This is a genomic window from Nannocystis sp. (assembly GCF_016714285.1).
Taxonomy (GTDB): Bacteria; Myxococcota_A; Polyangia; order Nannocystales; family Nannocystaceae; genus Nannocystis.
The window spans coordinates 277,565-295,235 of the sequence record NZ_JADJNN010000003.1 but is presented as its reverse complement, the minus strand read 5'-3'; the positions used below and the strand labels follow the sequence as shown (position 1 = coordinate 295,235).

Annotated in this window: 16 protein-coding genes and 1 tRNA gene; 9 read left to right on the top strand and 8 right to left on the bottom strand. The window is 70.3% G+C overall.

All coding sequences use genetic code 11. The features are described from left to right. Nucleotides 1–11: 11 nt before the first annotated feature. Nucleotides 12–1,616: an ABC-F family ATP-binding cassette domain-containing protein gene (locus IPJ59_RS08840; RefSeq protein ID WP_293270777.1), complete on the bottom strand. Its 1,605-nt coding sequence runs from the start codon at nt 1,614–1,616 to the stop codon at nt 12–14. Between the two features lie 122 nt (nt 1,617–1,738). On the opposite strand from IPJ59_RS08840, the gene IPJ59_RS08835 reads away from it, so the two are divergent. The 5 genes from IPJ59_RS08835 to IPJ59_RS08815 all read left to right on the top strand — a co-directional run bounded on the left by IPJ59_RS08835 (nt 1,739) and on the right by IPJ59_RS08815 (nt 5,519). After that, a complete protein-coding gene (locus IPJ59_RS08835; protein WP_293259206.1) occupies nt 1,739–2,383 on the top strand; it encodes a hypothetical protein in 645 nt (214 codons plus the stop codon). An 89-nt stretch (nt 2,384–2,472) separates the two neighbouring features. Then, a complete protein-coding gene (gene pruA, locus IPJ59_RS08830; protein ID WP_293270776.1) occupies nt 2,473–4,110 on the top strand; it encodes an L-glutamate gamma-semialdehyde dehydrogenase in 1,638 nt (545 codons plus the stop codon). Between the two features lie 232 nt (nt 4,111–4,342). Then, nucleotides 4,343–4,642 (top strand): hypothetical protein, encoded by a 300-nt coding sequence (locus tag IPJ59_RS08825; RefSeq protein WP_293259212.1) that lies wholly within the window; start codon nt 4,343–4,345, stop codon nt 4,640–4,642. A gap of 109 nt (nt 4,643–4,751) precedes the next feature. Continuing rightward, on the top strand, nt 4,752–5,243 hold the full coding sequence (locus IPJ59_RS08820; RefSeq protein WP_293270774.1) for an MOSC domain-containing protein: 492 nt from the start codon (nt 4,752–4,754) through the stop codon (nt 5,241–5,243). Between the two features lie 9 nt (nt 5,244–5,252). Continuing rightward, the gene (locus IPJ59_RS08815) at nt 5,253–5,519 is read left to right on the top strand and encodes a CDGSH iron-sulfur domain-containing protein (RefSeq protein ID WP_293259218.1); all 267 of its coding nucleotides are present in this window, start codon (nt 5,253–5,255) and stop codon (nt 5,517–5,519) included. On the opposite strand, the gene dnaJ is transcribed toward IPJ59_RS08815, so the two are convergent. Beyond that, entirely contained in the window at nt 5,516–6,631 is a 1,116-nt protein-coding gene (gene dnaJ, locus IPJ59_RS08810; protein WP_293259221.1) for a molecular chaperone DnaJ, read from the bottom strand. The two genes, IPJ59_RS08815 and dnaJ, sit on opposite strands and share 4 nt — an antisense overlap. A 101-nt stretch (nt 6,632–6,732) precedes the next feature. Here dnaJ and IPJ59_RS08805 point away from each other — a divergent pair, with 101 nt between their 5' ends. The 4 genes from IPJ59_RS08805 to IPJ59_RS08790 all read left to right on the top strand — a co-directional run bounded on the left by IPJ59_RS08805 (nt 6,733) and on the right by IPJ59_RS08790 (nt 11,587). Next, nucleotides 6,733–7,359, top strand: a complete 627-nt coding sequence (locus IPJ59_RS08805) for a hypothetical protein (protein ID WP_293270772.1) — start codon at nt 6,733–6,735, stop codon at nt 7,357–7,359. A gap of 67 nt (nt 7,360–7,426) precedes the next feature. After that, nucleotides 7,427–7,521: transfer RNA gene (locus tag IPJ59_RS08800), tRNA-Sec, on the top strand. A 27-nt stretch (nt 7,522–7,548) separates the two neighbouring features. Continuing rightward, entirely contained in the window at nt 7,549–9,825 is a 2,277-nt protein-coding gene (locus IPJ59_RS08795; protein WP_293259226.1) for a hypothetical protein, read from the top strand. 127 nt (nt 9,826–9,952) lie between these two features. Continuing rightward, a complete protein-coding gene (locus IPJ59_RS08790) occupies nt 9,953–11,587 on the top strand; it encodes a hypothetical protein (RefSeq protein WP_293259229.1) in 1,635 nt (544 codons plus the stop codon). On the opposite strand, the gene IPJ59_RS08785 is transcribed toward IPJ59_RS08790, so the two are convergent. From IPJ59_RS08785 to IPJ59_RS08760, 6 genes are all read right to left on the bottom strand, one after another. Next, on the bottom strand, nt 11,571–12,461 hold the full coding sequence (locus IPJ59_RS08785) for a PAS domain-containing protein (RefSeq protein ID WP_293259232.1): 891 nt from the start codon (nt 12,459–12,461) through the stop codon (nt 11,571–11,573). The genes IPJ59_RS08790 and IPJ59_RS08785 overlap by 17 nt on opposite strands. Nucleotides 12,462–12,542: 81 nt before the next feature. Further along, entirely contained in the window at nt 12,543–14,180 is a 1,638-nt protein-coding gene (locus tag IPJ59_RS08780; RefSeq protein WP_293259235.1) for a mucoidy inhibitor MuiA family protein, read from the bottom strand. A 3-nt stretch (nt 14,181–14,183) separates the two neighbouring features. Further along, the gene (locus IPJ59_RS08775; RefSeq protein WP_293270770.1) at nt 14,184–15,029 is read right to left on the bottom strand and encodes a DUF4139 domain-containing protein; all 846 of its coding nucleotides are present in this window, start codon (nt 15,027–15,029) and stop codon (nt 14,184–14,186) included. After that, nucleotides 15,022–16,455, bottom strand: a complete 1,434-nt coding sequence (locus tag IPJ59_RS08770) for a mucoidy inhibitor MuiA family protein (RefSeq protein ID WP_293270768.1) — start codon at nt 16,453–16,455, stop codon at nt 15,022–15,024. Before IPJ59_RS08770 ends, IPJ59_RS08775 begins: the two co-directional genes overlap by 8 nt. 254 nt (nt 16,456–16,709) lie before the next feature. Then, on the bottom strand, nt 16,710–17,096 hold the full coding sequence (locus IPJ59_RS08765; RefSeq protein WP_293270767.1) for an Hsp20/alpha crystallin family protein: 387 nt from the start codon (nt 17,094–17,096) through the stop codon (nt 16,710–16,712). A 47-nt stretch (nt 17,097–17,143) separates the two neighbouring features. Then, entirely contained in the window at nt 17,144–17,584 is a 441-nt protein-coding gene (locus IPJ59_RS08760; protein ID WP_293259244.1) for an Hsp20/alpha crystallin family protein, read from the bottom strand. Between the last annotated feature and the right edge of the window lie 87 nt (nt 17,585–17,671).

The following is a 17,671-nucleotide window of genomic DNA, read 5'->3' as shown; positions in this document are numbered from 1 at the left end:
CGCCCGTCGGTCTAGCGCTTGTCGTTCTTCCCGGTCTTCTCCAGGAACTCCTCGTAGCTGCCGGGGAACAGGTCGTAGCCCTTCTCGCCCTTGAGCTCGAGCACCTGGGTCGCAACCTCGGCGATCATCGCGTGGTCGTGGGTGACGAAGATCAACGTGCCCTCGTAGCGCTGCAGCGCCTCGGTGAGCGCGCGGATCGACTCGAGGTCGAGGTGGTTGGTCGGCTCGTCCATCAGCAGCAGGTTCGGCCGGGTCAGCGTCAGCTTGGCCAGCAGCAGGCGGACCGTCTCGCCGCCGCTGAGCGCCTTGACCGGCTTGTCGGCGTCCTCCGAGGGGAACAGCATGCGCCCGAGCAGCCCGCGGATCTCCTCGACCGTCGACTTCACGTCCCACTGGTACAGCCACTGGAAGGCGGTCATGTTGTCGGCCTTGCCAATTCCCTCCTCGTGGTCCTGCGGTAGATACCCGAGCACGACCTCGTGCCCCTGCACGATCTTGCCGCGATCGGGCTCGTAGACCCCCGCCAGGCACTTGAGCAGCGTCGTCTTGCCGATCCCGTTGGGGCCCACCACCGCGATCTTCTCGCCGCGGGTCGCGTTGAACGTGAGGTCCTTGATCACCGGGCGATCGAAGGACTTGCACAGCTTGTCGACCGCCAGCGCCAGCTTGCCGCTCGGCACCTTCGGGTCGAAGCGGATGAAGGGGCGCTGGATGTTCGATCGCTTGAGGTCGACGAGGTCGATCTTGGTGATCGCCCGCCGCCGCGACTGGGCCTGGCTGGCCTTCTTGGCGTTGGCGCCGAAGCGCTGGATGAAGTCCTTGAGCTCGGCGATCCGCTTCTGCTTGCTCGCGTTACCCTTCTCGGCCGAGATCCGGTACTGGATCTTCTGCTTCATCATCTCGTCGTAGCCGCCGGTGTACGTGATGATGTTCTGGTAGTCGACGTCGGCGGTGTGGGTGCACACCTCATTGAGGAAGTGACGGTCGTGCGAGATCACGACCAGCACGCCGCGGTACTCCATCAAGAACCGTGACAGCCAGTGGATCGACTCGAGGTCGAGGTGGTTGGTCGGCTCGTCGAGCAGCAGGATGTCGGGCGTGCCGAACAGCGCCTGCGCCAGCAGCACGCGCAGGCGCATGCCGCCGGTCAGGACCTTCAGCGGCTGGTCCTGCTGCGCCGTCGGCAGGCCGAGGCCCTCGAGCAGCTGCTCAGCCTCGTGCTCCGCGCCGTAGCCATCTTCCTCGGCGATCGTGCCCTCGAGCTCGCCGAGCCGCATGCCGACCTCGTTGCTGTCGTCGCCCGACGCCAGCAGCTGCTCCTTCTCCTGCATCGCCGCCCACAGCTTGGCGTTGCCCATGATCACGACGTCGCGGATGCGGTCGTTCTCGTAGCGGTAGTGGTCCTGATGCAGCACGCTGAGGCGCGTCCGCGGCAGCCGCGACACCGTGCCCTTGTCCGGGTCGAGCTGACCCGCGAGGATCTTCATGAAGGTCGACTTGCCCGCCCCGTTGGCCCCCGTGAGGCCGTAACGATGTCCCGGCTCGAAGCTGGTGGTGACATCCTCGAACAAGGTCTTGCCGCCGTAAGACTTGGTGACTTCCGATACCGTGAGCATCGCTACCCCTCGCCGCGCCGCCGATGTGGCCCGCAGGCGGCGCTATGTAAGGCACTTCAACGCCGCTTGACCAGCGCCGCGACGCTTGCCGACGCCAGCCCGCAGGGGTTAGCGTGCGCTCCTTGACCCGGCAACCTCTCCCGCGACTCGCGGTCGGCCTGCTCGCGCTCACGGTCTGGGCGCTTCCTCACGCCGCACGCGCCTGCTCGTGCCTGCAGCCGCCCGCCCCCGCGGTCGCCATGGAGCGCGCCGACGCGGTGTTCGAGGCCCGCGTCGAGAACGTCAGCGCCGACCTCGCCAGCTCCTCCGGCCCCGGCCTCGTGCGCTACGACCTCGAGGTGCTGCGCCAGTGGAAGGGCGAGCTCAAGGCCGCGGTGCAGCTGAGCTCGCGGGCCAGCAGCGCGGCCTGCGGGCGCAGCCTGACGATCGGCAAGGTCTATGTCATCTACGCGAGCAAGCAGGACGACGGCCAGCTGACGGACAACCTCTGCTCACGCACGCGGCTGGCGAGTTCGGCCGACGAGGACCTCGCGGTGCTCGGCCCAGGCAGCGCGCCGGGCAACCGTCCGGTGGCCGAACCAACCAGCCGCGAACCACCGCGGATCGCCCCGCCACCGCCCGACCTCGGCGGTCCGGCGCCGATCTCCCGCAGCGGCTGCGCCGTCGCCAGCGAGCCGGTCAGCCTGGCTCGCCTCGTTTGCCTCGTTTGCCTCGTTTGCCTCGTTGGGCGCGCCCGGCGAAGCCTCCCGTTGCGCCGCCGAGCCTGACCCGGCGCGAGCGGCGTCGCACGGCCCCGGGGCGTCGCCGACGCGCGAATTTCCGGGCATGCTCTCGCCACCCCCGGAGTCGAGCGTCGATGTCCTTTGGTCTGTTCCGCGTCCCCGAACCAATCAACGAGCCGGTGCGAAGCTACGCGCCCGGGAGCCCCGAGCGCGACCAGCTCAAGGCCGTGTACCGCCAGCTCGCCGGCGCGAGCTTCGACATCCCGCTGTGGATCGGCGGCAAACCGGTGCGCACCGGGAACACGGCGCCGCTGATCGTCCCGCACCACCGCCGCAAGCCGATCGGCGTGTTTCATCAGGCCGGCACCAACGAGGTCAACGACGCGATCGCGGCGGCCCAGGCCGCGCGCCCCGAGTGGGCCGCGCTCGCCTGGCAGGACCGCGCCGCCATCTTCCTGCGCGCCGCGACCTTGCTGCGCGGCGAGTTCCGCGACCGCCTCAACGCCGCCACCATGCTCGGCCAGTCGAAGACGGCCCACCAGGCCGAGATCGACGCCGCCTGCGAGCTCATCGACTTCTTCCTGTTCAATGTCCACTACCTCACCCAGCTCTACCGCGAGCAGCCGATCTCGCCGCCGGGCACGTGGAACCGCTCGGAGTACCGCCCGCTCGACGGCTTCGTGTTCGCGGTGACGCCCTTCAACTTCACCTCGATCGCCGGCAACCTGCCGACCGCGCCGGCGCTGTGCGGCAACACGGTGGTGTGGAAGCCGGCCTCCACCGCGGTGCTGAGCGGCAGCGTGATCATGGAGCTGCTCACCGCCGCCGGGCTGCCGCCGGGCGTCATCAACTTCGTGCCGGGCTCGGGCGCCGCCGTCGGCGACCCGGTGATCGCCCACCGCGACCTCGCCGGCGTGCACTTCACCGGCTCCACCCCGGTCTTCAAGCAGATGTGGCGGAACATCGCCCAGAACATCGACGGCTACGCCGCCTATCCGCGCCTGGTCGGCGAGACCGGCGGCAAGGACTTCGTGTTCGCCCACCAGAGCGCCGACGTCGAGTCGCTGGCGCACAACCTGCTGCGCGGCGCCTTCGAGTATCAGGGCCAGAAGTGCTCCGCAGCCTCGCGGGCGTACATCCCGGACAACCTGTGGCCGGAGCTGCGCGAGCGGCTCGCGGACGGCCTCGCTCAGCTCAAGGTCGGCGACGTGGCCGACTTTCGCAACTTCATGGGCGCCGTGATCGACAACCGCAGCTTCAACAAGCTCAAGGAGGCGATCGACGAGGCGAAGCAGCGCCAGGGCGGGCGCATCGACGAGGTGCTGGGCGGCGACTGCGACGACAGCGAGGGCTACTTCGTGAAGCCCACCGTGATCGTCGCCCGCGAGCCCGACTACCGGACCATGCGCGAGGAGCTGTTCGGACCGGTGCTCACCGTCTTCGTCTACCCGGCCGAGCGCTACAAGGAGACCCTCGCGCTGTGCGACAAGGGCAGCGAGTACGCGCTGACGGGGGCCATCTTCGCCGAGGACCGGGGCGCGATCGCCACTGCGACCACCGTGCTGCGCCACGCCGCGGGCAACTTCTATATCAACGACAAGCCGACCGGCGCCGTCGTCGGTCAGCAGCCCTTTGGCGGCAGTCGAGCCAGCGGCACCAACGACAAGGCCGGCAGCCTGCTCAACCTGATCCGCTGGGTCTCGCCGCGGACGATCAAGGAGAACTTCGCGGCGCTGCGGACCCACCGATATCCCTTCATGGATGCGCCGTAGATTGGGTGCGAACGCGCACAATCCCTTCATGAATCACGCGCGAATCGGCGCCGCCTGGGCCTCCGCTGGCAGATGTCGGGTGCTTGGGCGACGCCCCAACGGGCGCGCGGGCCGGCGAAAGAAACGGTTGTGGAAGCTGTGGGCGTGCGTGTAGCCTCCCCAACGATCGGTTTGAACCCCAGAAACCGCACTCGTTTCACGGCCCTCCGTGCCTGATCAGAAAAGGACACCAATGCGCAAGAGCTACGCCATGTTCATCGCCGCCGGCTTCACTGTTTCCCTCGCTGTGGGCGCCTGCGGCGGCAAGCCCTCCGAGGACGACTGTAAGAAGTTCGCCGATCACTTCGCCACCCTGATGACCAAGGGCCAGGAGGGTCCGGCTGCCGAGATCACCAAGCAGGTGGCCGACGGCATGAAGGGTGATCTGGTCAAGGAGTGCGTCGACAAGGGCACCCGCGCCGAGATCGACTGCGCCCTCAAGGCCGCGTCGATGGAAGATCTCGAGAAGTGCGGCGGCTCCAAGTCCAAGTGAGCCGGTGATGCTGGGCCGGCCGTGAGCTCATCAGATCCTGGCCGGCGACCGAGCGCGACCATCCCAGAGGTGGCGCGCTCGACTCGTTTAAGCCGCTACACTCGCGGCCATGTCGACGGGACGCGTCGTCCAGATCAACGTGGCGCCGGAGGGCGGCGTGCCGAAGCGGCCGGTGGTCGCGGCCCTGCTCACCGCCCTCGGCGTGGCCGGTGATCGTCAGCTCGACCTCAAGCACCACGGCGGGCCTGAGCGAGCCGTCTGTCTCTTCGGACAGGAGTGCATCGACGCTCTGGCCGCCGAGGGTCACCCGATCGTCCCCGGCGGCGCCGGTGAGAACCTGACGATCGCCGGGCTACCGTGGTCCGAGCTACAGGCCGGCGATCGCCTCGCCGTCGGCGAGGTCGCGGTCCTCGAGATCTCCGGACCTGCGCCGCCCTGCACCACGATCGCGGGCAGCTTCACGGGCGGCGAATTCACCCGCATCTCCGAGAAGCTGCACCCGGGGTGGAGCCGCCTCTACGCCCGCGTGCTCACCGAGGGCCTCGTGCGCGAAGGAGCGCTCGTGCGTCGCTTGCCCCGCGAGCTGGGCGCTTTGGTGTAGACCAGAGCGATGACGGACGACGTGCCGAATGACAAGCCTCTCGTCGCCAAGTGCGAGCCCACCGTGGTGACCCTCGACCCGGGCATCTACTGGTGGTGCGCCTGCGGCCGCTCGAAGACCCAGCCCTTTTGCGATGGCACCCACGAGATCACGGACATCAAGCCGGTCAAGCTGCGCATCAAGGAGTGCAGGGAGGTCGCGCTGTGTAACTGCAAGCACAGCGCCGGCAAGCCGTTCTGCGACGGCACCCACAGCAAGATGGACAGCGGCGCCTAGCGCTTGCGCTTGCGCAGCGAGCTGAAGAAGCCCTTCTTCTCGCTGACCGCCTCACCGAGGCTCTCTGCCAGCTCGCGGAGGATCTCCTCCTGCTCGCCCGAGAGCTTGCTCGGCACCGTGACCTCGACGTGGACGTGGTGGTCGCCGTGGCCGCGGGCGCCGAGCACCGGGATGCCCTTGCCCTTGCGGACGATGATGTGACCGGGCTGGGTGCCGGCCTCGATCTCGAGGTCCTGGTCGCCGTGCAGGCTGGCCGCCTTGACGGTGCAACCGAGCGCGGCCTGGACCATGCTGATCGTCACCTTGCTGTGGATGTCGAACTCGTCGCGCTGGAAGCGAGGGTCGGCCTCGACGGCGACGACCACGTAGAGGTTGCCGGCCGGACCGCCCTTGCTGCCGGCCATGCCGCGGCCGGGGATGCGCAGGGTCTGGCCGTCATCGACGCCGGCGGGGATCGACAGCTTGAGGGTGGTCTCCTTCTGGACCACGCCGGTGCCGCTGCAGCCGCGGCACGGGCTGGCGATGATCTGGCCCTCGCCGTGGCAGCGCGGGCAGGCCGTCTGCACGGTGAAGAAGCCCTGGCGGTGGATCACCTGGCCCTGGCCGTTGCAGGTGCTGCAGGCCTGGGGCTTGGTCCCGGCCGCTGCGCCGCTGCCGTCGCACTCCTCGCAGGGGTCCCGGCGGGGGATCGTGACCTCGCGTTCGATCCCGACGACGGCCTCGCTGAACGGGATCACGACGCGGGTCTTGAGGTCCTGACCGCGCTGCGGACCGCCGCGTCGGCCGCCCGCGAAGCCGCCGAGGTTGCCGAACAGATCGCCGAACAGGTCGCCGAAGCGGCTGAAGATCTCATCCGTGCCCTGGAAGCCGCTGAAGCCCGCCCGGGACGGCCCCTCGTGGCCGTACTGGTCGTAGAGCTTGCGCTTGTCGTCGTCGCTCAGGACCTCGAAGGCCTCGGCCGCCTCCTTGAAGCGCTCCTCGGCCTCCTTGTTGCCCGGGTTGCGGTCCGGGTGGTGCTGCATGGCCAGCTTGCGATAGGCGCGCTTGATGTCCGCCGTGGCCGCGCCCCGCTCAACGGATAAAACCTCGTAATAATCGCGTTTTGCGGTCACGGCGCGCGTGAAGCTAAACACCCCGGTCTGGCCTGTCAACCTGCGAAACGGGGTGTAATTCCACGGTGTGGGCGGCCTGTGGTAGCGTGGCCGGAGCCTCCATGTCGACCCTCAAGCGCAACCACAAGCTTCGGCTCCTCCTCAGGTCTTGCGGAGCCATCTGTGCCCTCGCCATCGTTCCCGCAGCGGCCTGCAACGAGGACCCGGTTCCGCTCTTCGATGAGCAGGGCACCTGGGCGCTGGTGCTGTTTGACATCGACGGCACCGGCCTCGTGAAATTCGACATCAGCGCCCGCCTGGACCAGTTCCTCATCCACTTCGATCAGGAGTCGAAGATCGTGGCCGCGTCGGGTTGCATCGACTCGATGAACCGGACCGACATCACCGAGACCCTGTGTGACGCCGACACGTACCAGTGTCGCTGCTTCACCTACGAGTTCGAGGAGACGCAGATGACCTGGACCGAGTTCACGCCGAAGGGCGGCGTCAAGGTCGAGGACCCACCCAAGGACTCGACCGCGCCGAAAGTCGGCGAACCCTATTCGATCGCGGTCGAGGAGTACCCCGACTCGAACCAGACCTACCGCTACTCGACGCTCCCCTACGGCCTGTTCAACAGCGACGGCGAGACCACGAAGTACGTGTTCCAGACCCGCGGCGACGCGGTCTTCGAGGTCACGGGTTGCATGGACTACTGCGGCATCCCGGCGGTGATGCCCGCCGAGTAGGCCCGCCGAGTCGGCCACCGAGTCGGGGCAGTTCCAAGCCAGCGCGCCTTCCGCTATGCTCCGCCGCGGAGGTGCTCGGCGCGCTGGTGCGGCCCCCGGTCTTCAACACCGGTGCGGGATGCGAGGAGCTTCCTGGGCAGGTTCGATTCCTGTGCACCTCCGTTCTAGTGTCCTGCGGAACACGACCTCATGCTCGCCCTCATCCCCGCGGCCCTCGGCGGCCCCCTCGACCTGCTGGCCCGGGCCCTCGTCTTCGTCGTCTTCACCGCCGGCGCGCTCGCTGCCCTCGCGGCGATGTTGGGCCGACCCGGCTTCGGCTCTGGCTCCGGTCCGCGGGCGCCAGTCACCCAGGTCGCCTACGCCAGCTTCTCGGGCATCGTCGCCGCCCTGCTCGCGGTCGGCCTCGGCGGCCCGGGGGCGCTGCTCTGGCTCGTGCTCGCCTGCATCGCCGGCGCCTTCATCCACAAGCTCGAGGTTGGCCCCAAGGCTGGCCCCGAGGACAGGGCCTCCGAGACAGGTCCTTTGGGCCAGGTAGTCCGCGTCGGCCACGCCCTCGCCGTCGTGCTCACCGCGCTGTCCGCCGGCGCCCTGCTGCTCAGCCAGCAGGCCAGCGAGCTGCTGCGCGCGTCGGGCGGCACCGCTGCGCCGGTCCTGCCGTGGGCGATCGGCCTCGGACTCGCCGCGGCGACCGGCATCAGCATCCGCCGCGCAAGGCCTCGCGCAGAGCAGGGTGACGGCCGCTGGCTCGCGCCGCTGACCTTGCTGGCGCTGGGCGTGTACACCGCGCTGACGGTCTCGCTGCTGTTCAACGGGCCCGGGCTCTCGGCGATCGTCTTGGACATCGTCCGCGCCGCGTTCGACGGTCAGGCCGCGCTCGCCGGCGGGCTCGCGGCGGCGGCCCAGGGCGTGCTGCGAGCGAGCGTGGCAGGTGCGGTCGGCGGCGTCGCGGCGGCCCAGCCGAATCAACGCGGAGCCTGGGGCGAGTCGCTGGTGGTCGCCGCGGTGGCGCTGCTCACCGGGCTGGCCGCGCACGCGGGCAAGCTGAGCACGCCGACCCCGAGCGTCGGCCGCGAGCTCCACGCGCTCGAGCACCACCTGCGCGACGGCCTCACGCCCAGCGACTACGGCCAGCTGATCGTGCTGCCGCGTGACAGCGAGCTGCAAGCCGGCCAGCGCTACCGCATGGTCCTGCGCGCCGACCCCCGCGGGCACCGCTACGGCGAGGCCTTCCGCGAGGAGAACGTGGTCGCGGCGCCGGCCTGGGACTTCACACGCACGGTCGACACGGTGATCCTCCGCGACAAGGACCCGGAGCGCAGCAAGAACGCCGGCTTCGACCTGCGCATCCCGGTCCGCCGGGAGATCGTCGAGACCCGCCTGGGGCCCTTCCTTCAGCTCCACCCGATCGACCCGAACCTCAACTTCCGCCAGCTGATGGCGGCCCGTGACCTCGAGGGCCCCTTCCTCAACGTCGCCGACTACACCTTCGAGGCCGGCGTCGTCCGCAGCTTCCACCTCGACGAGGGCGAACGCTTCTCGCTCTACGCAGAGCCACCACCCCCCGACGCGCCGAAGAACCCCGCGCTGCGCGACTTCGTCACGTTCAACTACACCGGCCCCTTCGCCGCTGGCGAGCGCCCGCCGGTGGTCCTCACCGCACCCACGAGCAGCGGCCTCACGCCAGGTAGCATCGTCCACCTCCGACTCGACACCCCCGCCCGCGGGCTCGAGCTCGGCTTCATCAACCGCCTCGGCGAGCTCGAGGTCCCGGCCTGGGACTTCCTCTCCGGCACCGACACCGCGGTCCTGCGCCACAAGACCGACCCCGAGCTCGACCGCCCGATCAGCGTGCACAGCCGCCTCGCCTTCGGCCGCCTCCGCTTCACCTCCCCCGAGCTCGAGCTCGACAAGCTCGCCAGGCTGCTGCCCGAGTACAGCGGCCCCTACCTCCTCCCGGCCAGCTACCACTTCGCCGTCGAGGTCCACCACGGCGCCCGCCTGCACGGCGACCTGGCGAAGACCCACCTCGCGCTCATCCCCGTGCACCCGCAGACGGCACCGATCGGCAACCCGGGCCTGCGCACCTACAACCCGCACCCCGGCGAGGTCCTGCTCACCGGGATGCAAGGGCCCTTCCCCGACCACGAGGCCGCCGGCACGCTGGTCGCCGCGCTCGCCCACCGCTTCGGCCCGGTCACCGCAGCGGTCGGCGCGCTCGCGCTGCTGGTGCTCGCGCTCGCCAGCCTCGTGCGCTGGTACAGCGTCGGCCTGAGATCGGCACGCAGCTTGTTCGGCAGGGCCCCGGAGTTCGGCTTCGGCCTGGCCTTCCTCGTGTGCGTCGCGCTCGCCCCGACGGTCGGGCTACCCCAGCTCATGCGCGCAGTCGATGCCATCGCCGCGATGGCGGTGCTGCTGGGACTGGCTCGCCTGCTCGCCCGCCTCCCGCGCTCACGCCCCGCCAGCTGAAATGGCGGCTGATGCACATGCACGGCGGCCTGGCTCCACGCCGGCCCCTGGGCAGCGCGTGAGGGGGGGCGCGCACCGGGGCGCGCACCGCTTGTCGGCTGGCCGGGCAAAGGGTTAGGGTTTTTCCATGCTGTCCGCTCCGACTCGCCTGGCTTCGTTCGCGCTCCTGGCCCTCTTCTGCGCCGCCTGTGGCGACGACAAGACCGAGGAGACCGCCGCGGGCTCCACCAGCTCTGCTGCTGAGACCGGCGACACCGGCGAGCCGACCACGAGCGCGACCGACACCACGGGCGAGCCCGTGCCCTTCGTGCCGATCCTCGCGCGCGGCGGACTCGAGATCGAGTGGATGGAGGCCAACCAGGGCGTCGGCGTGGCGATCGGCCGCGACGGCAAGGGGCTCGGGGGCGCCGACCGCACCTCGTACCTGATCCAGAACCGCTTCACCCTCATCCGCGCCTTCTGGAAGGACCTCCCGGCCGACTGGACCCCGCGCAAGATCGAGGGCCGCCTGACGGTCAAGTACCCCGACGGCACCGCGCTGACGCAGAGCAAGACGGCGATGGTCGACCAGAACTCGTTCATCGGCAACCTCGACCGCAGCTTCTACTGGCCCCTCCAGCCCGAGCAGGTCCTCCCCAACATGACCTTCAACGTCGAGCTCTACGAGACCGGCCCCGGCCAGGAGGAGCTGGCGGAGGGCGTCAACCCGCCGCGCCTGCCGTACAAGGGCAACGCCTTCGTCGGCATCGAGAAGAGCGACCAGGTGATGAAGGTGACGCTGGTGCCCTTCAATTACGACTCGGGCGACGGCTGCAAGACCAAGCCGGACACCTCCGAAGAGGTCATGCAGATCTTCCAGGACCAGATGTACATGATGAACCCGCTGGACAAGCTGGAGTTCAAGCTGCACGCGCCGATCGACTGGAACACCAAGCTGAGCGACTTCAACGAGCTCAACGAGTACATGAGCGGGCTGCGCTTCGACGAGGGCGCCGAGGACGAGCGCTACTACTACGGCCTGGTCGACGTGTGCAGCGGCGGCCTCGGCGGCGCCGGCGGCAAGGCCTTCGGCATCCCCCAGGGCGGCAAGGCGAGCGATGCCTATGCGCGGGTGTCCTCGGGTCTGTGGATCGACATCGACTTCTCGAGCGAGACCTTCGTGCACGAGGTCGGGCACTCGCAGGGCCGCTACCACGTGTACTGCAGCGGCGAGGAGGGCGGGCCCGACAACAGCTATCCGACCTACCCCGACGAGGGCCAGACCCACGGCGAGATCCACGACTGGGGCTTCGGCGTGATCAACTACAAGCTCTACCACCCCACCGTGCACAAGGACTACATGACCTACTGCCACCCGGTGTGGGCCTCGAGCTGGGGCTGGAACAAGGTCTATCCGGTGATCCAGGCGCTCAGCAAGCTCGACGACGCGGGCGCGCCGAAGCCCGACGACATGGGTTCGATCCTGGTCGGCTCGGTCTACCCCGACGGCCACGAGACGTGGATCTCGGTGCCCGGCGCGGTGAACCCGGAGGACATCAGCGCGGTGCACAGCGTCGAGTTCATGATCGACGGCGAGCTCGTGCAGCAGCCGGCGGCCCACCTCACGCAGCCCGAGGGCGACGTGGTGCTCGTGGTCACCGCGCTGCCGGATCGCTGGGAGCAGGTGACGCAGATGACCCGCGTCGCCGGCCCGAAGCGCGTCACGGTGCCGGTGCAGAAGATCCGCCAGCACCACCAGCGCAAGCTCAAGGCCGCGGACTGAGCCGATCGCGGCGGGTGCACAGCTCGATCGCCTCGCGCAGGCTGGCGAGCGTGCGCACCCGCGGGAGCGCCGCGCCCGCGGCGAGGAAGGCCACGGCGACCTCGGGGCCGATGCCGACGACCAGGCCCTCGGCACCGAGCAAACGGACGGCCGCGAGCAGGTCGCCGAGGTGGCTCGCGGTCGGAGCGTCGGCGCCGGTGAGGCCGGTGAGGTCGAGGATGACCGTGTGGGCGCGGCGACGGCCGACCGCCGCGAGCACCGGGCCGAGCAGCGCCTGTGCGCTGACGCGGTCGAGGGCGCCGAGCACCGGCACCATGATCACGCCGTCCCACACCTCGAGGACCGGGAGTGACAGCCGCTGGATCTCCGCCTGTTGCTGACGGATGAGTTCGAGCTGCGCGCGCAGCTCGGCCTCACGGCGCTTGATCTCCGTCAGCTCGTGCCACACCACCAGCAGCGCCGGCCCACCGGGCAGCAGCACCGGCGTGAGCGTGACCTCAACCGGGAAGTCCTCGCCGCTGACGCGGCGGTGCGTCCACTCGAAGCTGTGATAGCCGCGCTCGCGGGCCAGGGCGTCCATCTCGGCGCTCTTCTCGAGCGAGCGGCGCCCGTCGGGCTGGAACTCCGGCGACAGCACGGCGGGGTGCAGACGCAGCAGCTGGGCCTTGTCGGCGCAGCCCAGCATCTCCACCGCGGCCCGGTTGCAGTCGAGGATCCCGCTGTGATCGAAGATCAGGTGGGCGTCGGAGGAGTGCTCGAAGAGCACGCGAAACTTCGTGTTGGCCGCGGCGCTGTCGCTGGCCTCATCGCGCAGGCGCTGGTTCTCCGCCCGCAACTGCACGAGCTCCGCCGCAAGCTGCGCCTGTTCGTCCACCGCCGGCAACAATTGCAGCAGAACGCCTGTCGTACAACGTTCTCAAGGTGTGACCGGCATGCGCACGATCGCGCATGCCGCTCAAATACCGACCACGTCGCCGTGCTTGCGGACGAGGTAGCGCAGCTCGAGGGTCTTGCGGCCGAAGGCCGGGAGCTCGAGGCGCCAGTGCACGAAGCCGTTGCTGTCGGGCTTCTGCTTGTCGCTGGTGGCGGCGGTGTCGACCTCGATGCGAAGCTTCTCGATCTCCGATACGGGCACGCGTTCGGTGACGTGGACGGTCCGCTCCTGCGCGGCGAGGTTCGAGATCTTCACCTTGACCACGTGCGCCTGGGTGACCCACGAGCTCATGACGCCGCGGTCCTCCTTGGCCAGCTCGACGCTTCGTTGCACGCGCACGGCGCCGTCGGGGCCCCAGCCGATCGCAAAGTTCTCGCCCGGGGCGATGAACAGCAGCGAGCTGCGGCCGACGAAGCCGCCCTCGCGCACGAGGTCGACCGGCCCGGCGAGGATCGGCAGCTGCGAGCGGTTGACGTGGCTGCTCTTCAGCACCACCGCCTCCGCCAGCTCCGGCATCAGCACCGACTCGATGCTCGTCGGCGAGGTGAAGGCCATCAGCGGCACCCGGTGCGGCCGGCCGTCGCCAGGCACGCTCGCCTTGGTCGTCGAGCGCAGCTTGAGCGCCTCGCCGCCATCGTCGATGCCCGGCAGCTCCGCCGTGCGCTGCTTCGGCGCGACCCCGAGGCCCGTCGTCTGGACCTCCTGCTCGCGCGCCTCGACCACCAGCACCTCGCTCTTGCGCTGCGCGTGCAGCACCTCGGTGCTGAGCGGCGGCGGCTCCATGCCGAGCGACGGGCGCTCGGTGGAGAAGATGAACTGCACGTCGGTCCAGTCCTCGCCGGTGTTCTGCCAGACGCAGCCCTCGCTGGCGAAGTGGAGCAGCGGCTCCTTGCCCTGGACCAGCTCGACCAGCTGGGCGCGGTGGTAGGGCCGCCAGCAGGCGCCGGGCACCACGTAATCGACCTGCACGGTGTAGTGGCCAGCGGCGGCGGCCCAGACCTCGACGATGACCTCGGCCGCGGCCGCGTCGCTGACCGTGGCGGTGACGGCCATGCGGGTGCGCAGGCGCTGGATGAGCTGCTCCTGCTCGGCGATGTCGAACTCGAGGGCGAGGCGCTGGTTGCGGACCGCCTCCTCTTGCCCGGAGATCTGCGCGAGCAGCTGCAGCCAGGCCTCCGGCGCGGCCTCGCCGTAGCTGACGTCGACGCCGATGTCGGTGACCGTGACATCGGCGACGCCGTCGAGGGCGGCCTGCTCGCCGCGCAGCTGCTCGTGGCGGGCGCGCTGGGCCTCGAGCACGCGCTGCTGCTGCTCGAGCTCGGCCTCGAGGGCACGGCGCTGCTCCGGCTTGTCCTCGCCGAGCACCAGGCGGGCGCGCTTGACCCGGACGTCCTTGATCTGCTCGCGGGTGGTGTCGGTGGTCTTCTGGCCGGCCTGCACCACGGAGGCGCACAGGGTCTTGTCGGCGAGCACCGGCGCGACGCCGCGGACGCGCAGGCGGGTGATGCCGCCGTGAAGATCGACCACGCCGCGGCGGACCACGTGGGCGCGGTCCTCGAGCACGGTGACCTCGACGACGGGGGCCTTGAGGTCGAGGATCAGCGCGCCCAGGCTGGCCAGGTCCTCGGAGGGTTTATCGACGATCTTGGGCTCAGGCATGGCTCATTGCTCCCGACGGTTGCCGCCGACCAGTTCCTTCTTGGCGGAGATCTTGATCACGTAGACGACACGCAGCTTCTTCTGCTGAGCCGCGGGCACCTGGATCTGCCAGCGGTGGCCGCCCTTGAGCGGGTAGTCGTCGGGCTCGAACGCGGTCCAGGCCGGATCGACGGCCGCGAGGTCGAGCTGGATCTCGTCCTCGCGCTCGCGCAGCGTGGGCAGGCGCTCGTGGACCTCGACGTTGACCGGACGCTCGCGCCGGTTGGCGACCTCGATCGTGATCTCGTGGCGCAGCGCGAGCGAGCCGCCCATCAGGCCGGCGCTCTCCTCGGCGAAGCTGGTGTTGCGCGAGACCTTGATCGCCTGCTCGACGCCGAGGCCGATCTTCAGCTCGCCGCGCGGCGGGGCGAGGCGCAGGTCGGTGCTGAGCAGGTAGTCGCCGCCGATGTAAATGTCGGCGGGGCCGGGCAGCAGCGGGGCGTCGAGCGGGTTCTTGAGCTTGACGTGACGGAACACGTCGGTGCTCTCGCGCGGCACCACGATGTAGCCGAGCTCGATCGGCGCCGAGCGAGACATCAGCGGGATGCCGTGGAAGACGCCGTCGCTGGGGATGTCGACGGTGCCGTCGGCCGCGTACACGTAGTCGAAGCCGCCCTGCGAGCTCGCGAGGTGATGCCGCGGCGGCGGCCCGCCCTGGCCGGCGCGGTGGGCCGTGTGGATCGCCCCGTCGATGAGGGCGACGACGTCGATCTCGCGGGTGACCTCGCGGACCCACAACATCTCGAGGTAGCGCTCGCGTCGCTGGCTGACGATCAGGCTGCCGCGGCGGCTGTCCTTTGGGTCAGGCATGCGCAGGTCGCCGTACGCGAGCTGCTCCGGCGCAGCCTCGTGCTCGGGCTCCGGAGCCAGCGCCTGGAACCCGGCGGGCCCGCCCCCGCCTCCGCCCTCGGGGAGGCCGCCGAAGCCGCCGCCGCGCCCGAGCGCGCCCGGCAGAGGCATCGCGCCCTTCGGCGCGGCGACCGACGCCGCCTGGGCCCGCATCGGCGCGTAGCTGGCGGATACAGGCGCGGCCTGCTGGGGGGGCATCGGTGCCGGCGGGGCCATCGGCGCTGACGGGCATCGGCGGGGCCGACGGCATCGGCGCCGGCCTCGCGACGATGGCCTCCTTGCGCCGCTCGACGCTGCCGCTGCGGGTGCTCATCGGCGCCGCGCCGTCGAAGGACGGCTGCTCGTCGTCGTCGCTGAGCATCGCCAGCGCGTCGAGGTCCGGGCTCGGCTCGGCGCGCGCGTGGCCGACGGCGGGCCGCGGCTTCGCCGGCGGGGGCGTTGAACTCGGGCCCGCGGCGAGGAAGCGGTCGAAGTCGGCGTAGAGCTCGGCGGCACCGGCGGGCGGGGCCCGCCAGCCGCGGCGCTGCACGGGCGGCTGGCGCCGACCGATGCGGAGCACCTGCAGCTCGGGCAGCTCGGTCCAGCGCTGGATGTCGGCGGTGGACAGGGTGAGCTTGGCCGCGTGCCAATCCTCGCCGGTGCTCTGGGCGACCACGGCCCGCACGGACACGCTGGCCTGGGTCATGTCCTTGCTGAGGGAGATCGCGTACGACGGGGCCCAGCGCGCCCCCGGGACCATGTACTCGATCACGATGCGGACCGGGGCCGTCGGCGTGACGTGGCCGCGGAGGGCGATGAGCGCCGCCTTGCGCAGCTCGTGCGGCTTGGCCTGGCGGGCCTTCGACGCGGCCCGCTGGCGGTGCTCGAGGTCCTCCTTCACCTGGACGGCGCGCCGCTCCTGCGCGAGCGCGTCGTGGATGCGCTCGTCGAGCCCGGCGATCGCCTTGGCCCGGAACTCGAGCAGAGCCAGGCGCGCGCGCACCGGCGAGGCCAGCGGGGGCTGCCCGCGCTTGTTGGCCGGGCGCTCGAACACCTGCAGCCGCTCGAAGCGGCGCCGCTGCCCGCGGAGCTGCGCGAGGCGCTCGGCGATCTCCGCCACGGCGCGCCGCGCCGCCTTGAGCGCCTCGTCATCCGGCGGCGGCAGGTCTTGCTCGGTCACCGCGAGGTCGAGCGCCACGCGCACGTCGCTGGCCACCGGGAGGTCGCTGCCCTCGCCCTCGACCCGCACGCGCACGCTGCCGTCGTCGAGGCTGAGCGGCAGGTTGACCAGCTTGATCTGCGGCGGCACTGGCTGCGCCGCCAGCACGATCGCCGTGCGACAGACCAGCGCCCCCTGGCGATACACGGTCACCGAGTCGATGCGCGAGGTGAGGACCGGGATGTTCATGCCACTCCTTGCCGCGACGCCGGGCGCCGGGGCGAGGGATGGTACCGCATCAGTGCGGCCCGGGGACCGGCCCTTCGCCGCGCCCGGCCGCGCCCACCACAGCCTCGTTCGCCCGAGCGACGCGCGCGAATACCGATCGCCCGTGCTCAACCTCGCGAGGTCTCGGTCATGCCGACCCCGACAAGGCCGCGCCCCCGCGCAGCCTCACCGGTCACGGGAGGCCGCACGAGGGACGACGCCTGGCCTGCGTCGGCTCAGTGCATCTTGACGGTGATCTGGCGCGGGCCGGCCTTGCCGGTCTTGGGCAGCACGAGGTGCAGCACCCCGTCGACCAGCCTGGCCTCGATCTTGTCGGTGTCGACCGTCTCCGGGATGCGAAACACGCGGCGGTAGTCGGCGTCGACGATCTCACTGCCGAGGTAGTCGCTGGCCTTGTCGTCCGGGCGGCTCGCGGCGAGGCTGAGCTCCCCGCCCTCGAAGTGGATCTGCACGCCGTCGTGCGCCACGCCGGGCAGGTCGGCGAGGACCAGGTACTCGCGGGCATTCTCGTAGATGTCGACCGCGGGGGCGACCACCGGGCGGTTGGTCGTGGGCTCGGCCGCAGACGGCTTGTGGGTGACGATGTTGTTGACCTGGGACATGACGAAATTCCTCCTCAGATGGGTGAAGCGGGGCGAATGGGACGCGCTCACTGGGCCTTCACGGTGATGGCCTTGGGCTGCGACTCCGGGTGCTTCGGCATGGTGACCGTCAACACGCCGTGCTTGAGGCCGGCGGTGATCTTCTCGACGTCGATCTTCGCCGGCAGGGCGAAGCTGCGGGCGAAGCGGAGCGCGCCGCGCTCCTCACGGTGGACCGCGTAGCCCTCGGGCGCGCCGGTCTTGCGCTCGCCGCTGACGGTGAGGCTGTCGTGGGTCGCGGTGATCTTGAGGTCGGCCTCGGCGACGCCGGGCACCTCGGCGGTGAGCACGAAGGCCTCCTTGGTGTCGCGCAGGCTGGCGTGCGGGTAGCTCGCGCGGGCACGCGGACCGGCGCTCTCGTCGTAGTCGCGGAGCACCTGGCCCATGCGCCGACGAACGTTGTCAAAGGCGCGGAACGGGTCGTTGAGGTCCATCCAGTAGGTGAGCATGGTGTGCGTTCTCCTGGCCCGTCGCGCGCAGCGCGGACGAGCGATGATCAGTCGGTGGCTGCGGGCGGCCTGCGCTCCGGAGCATCC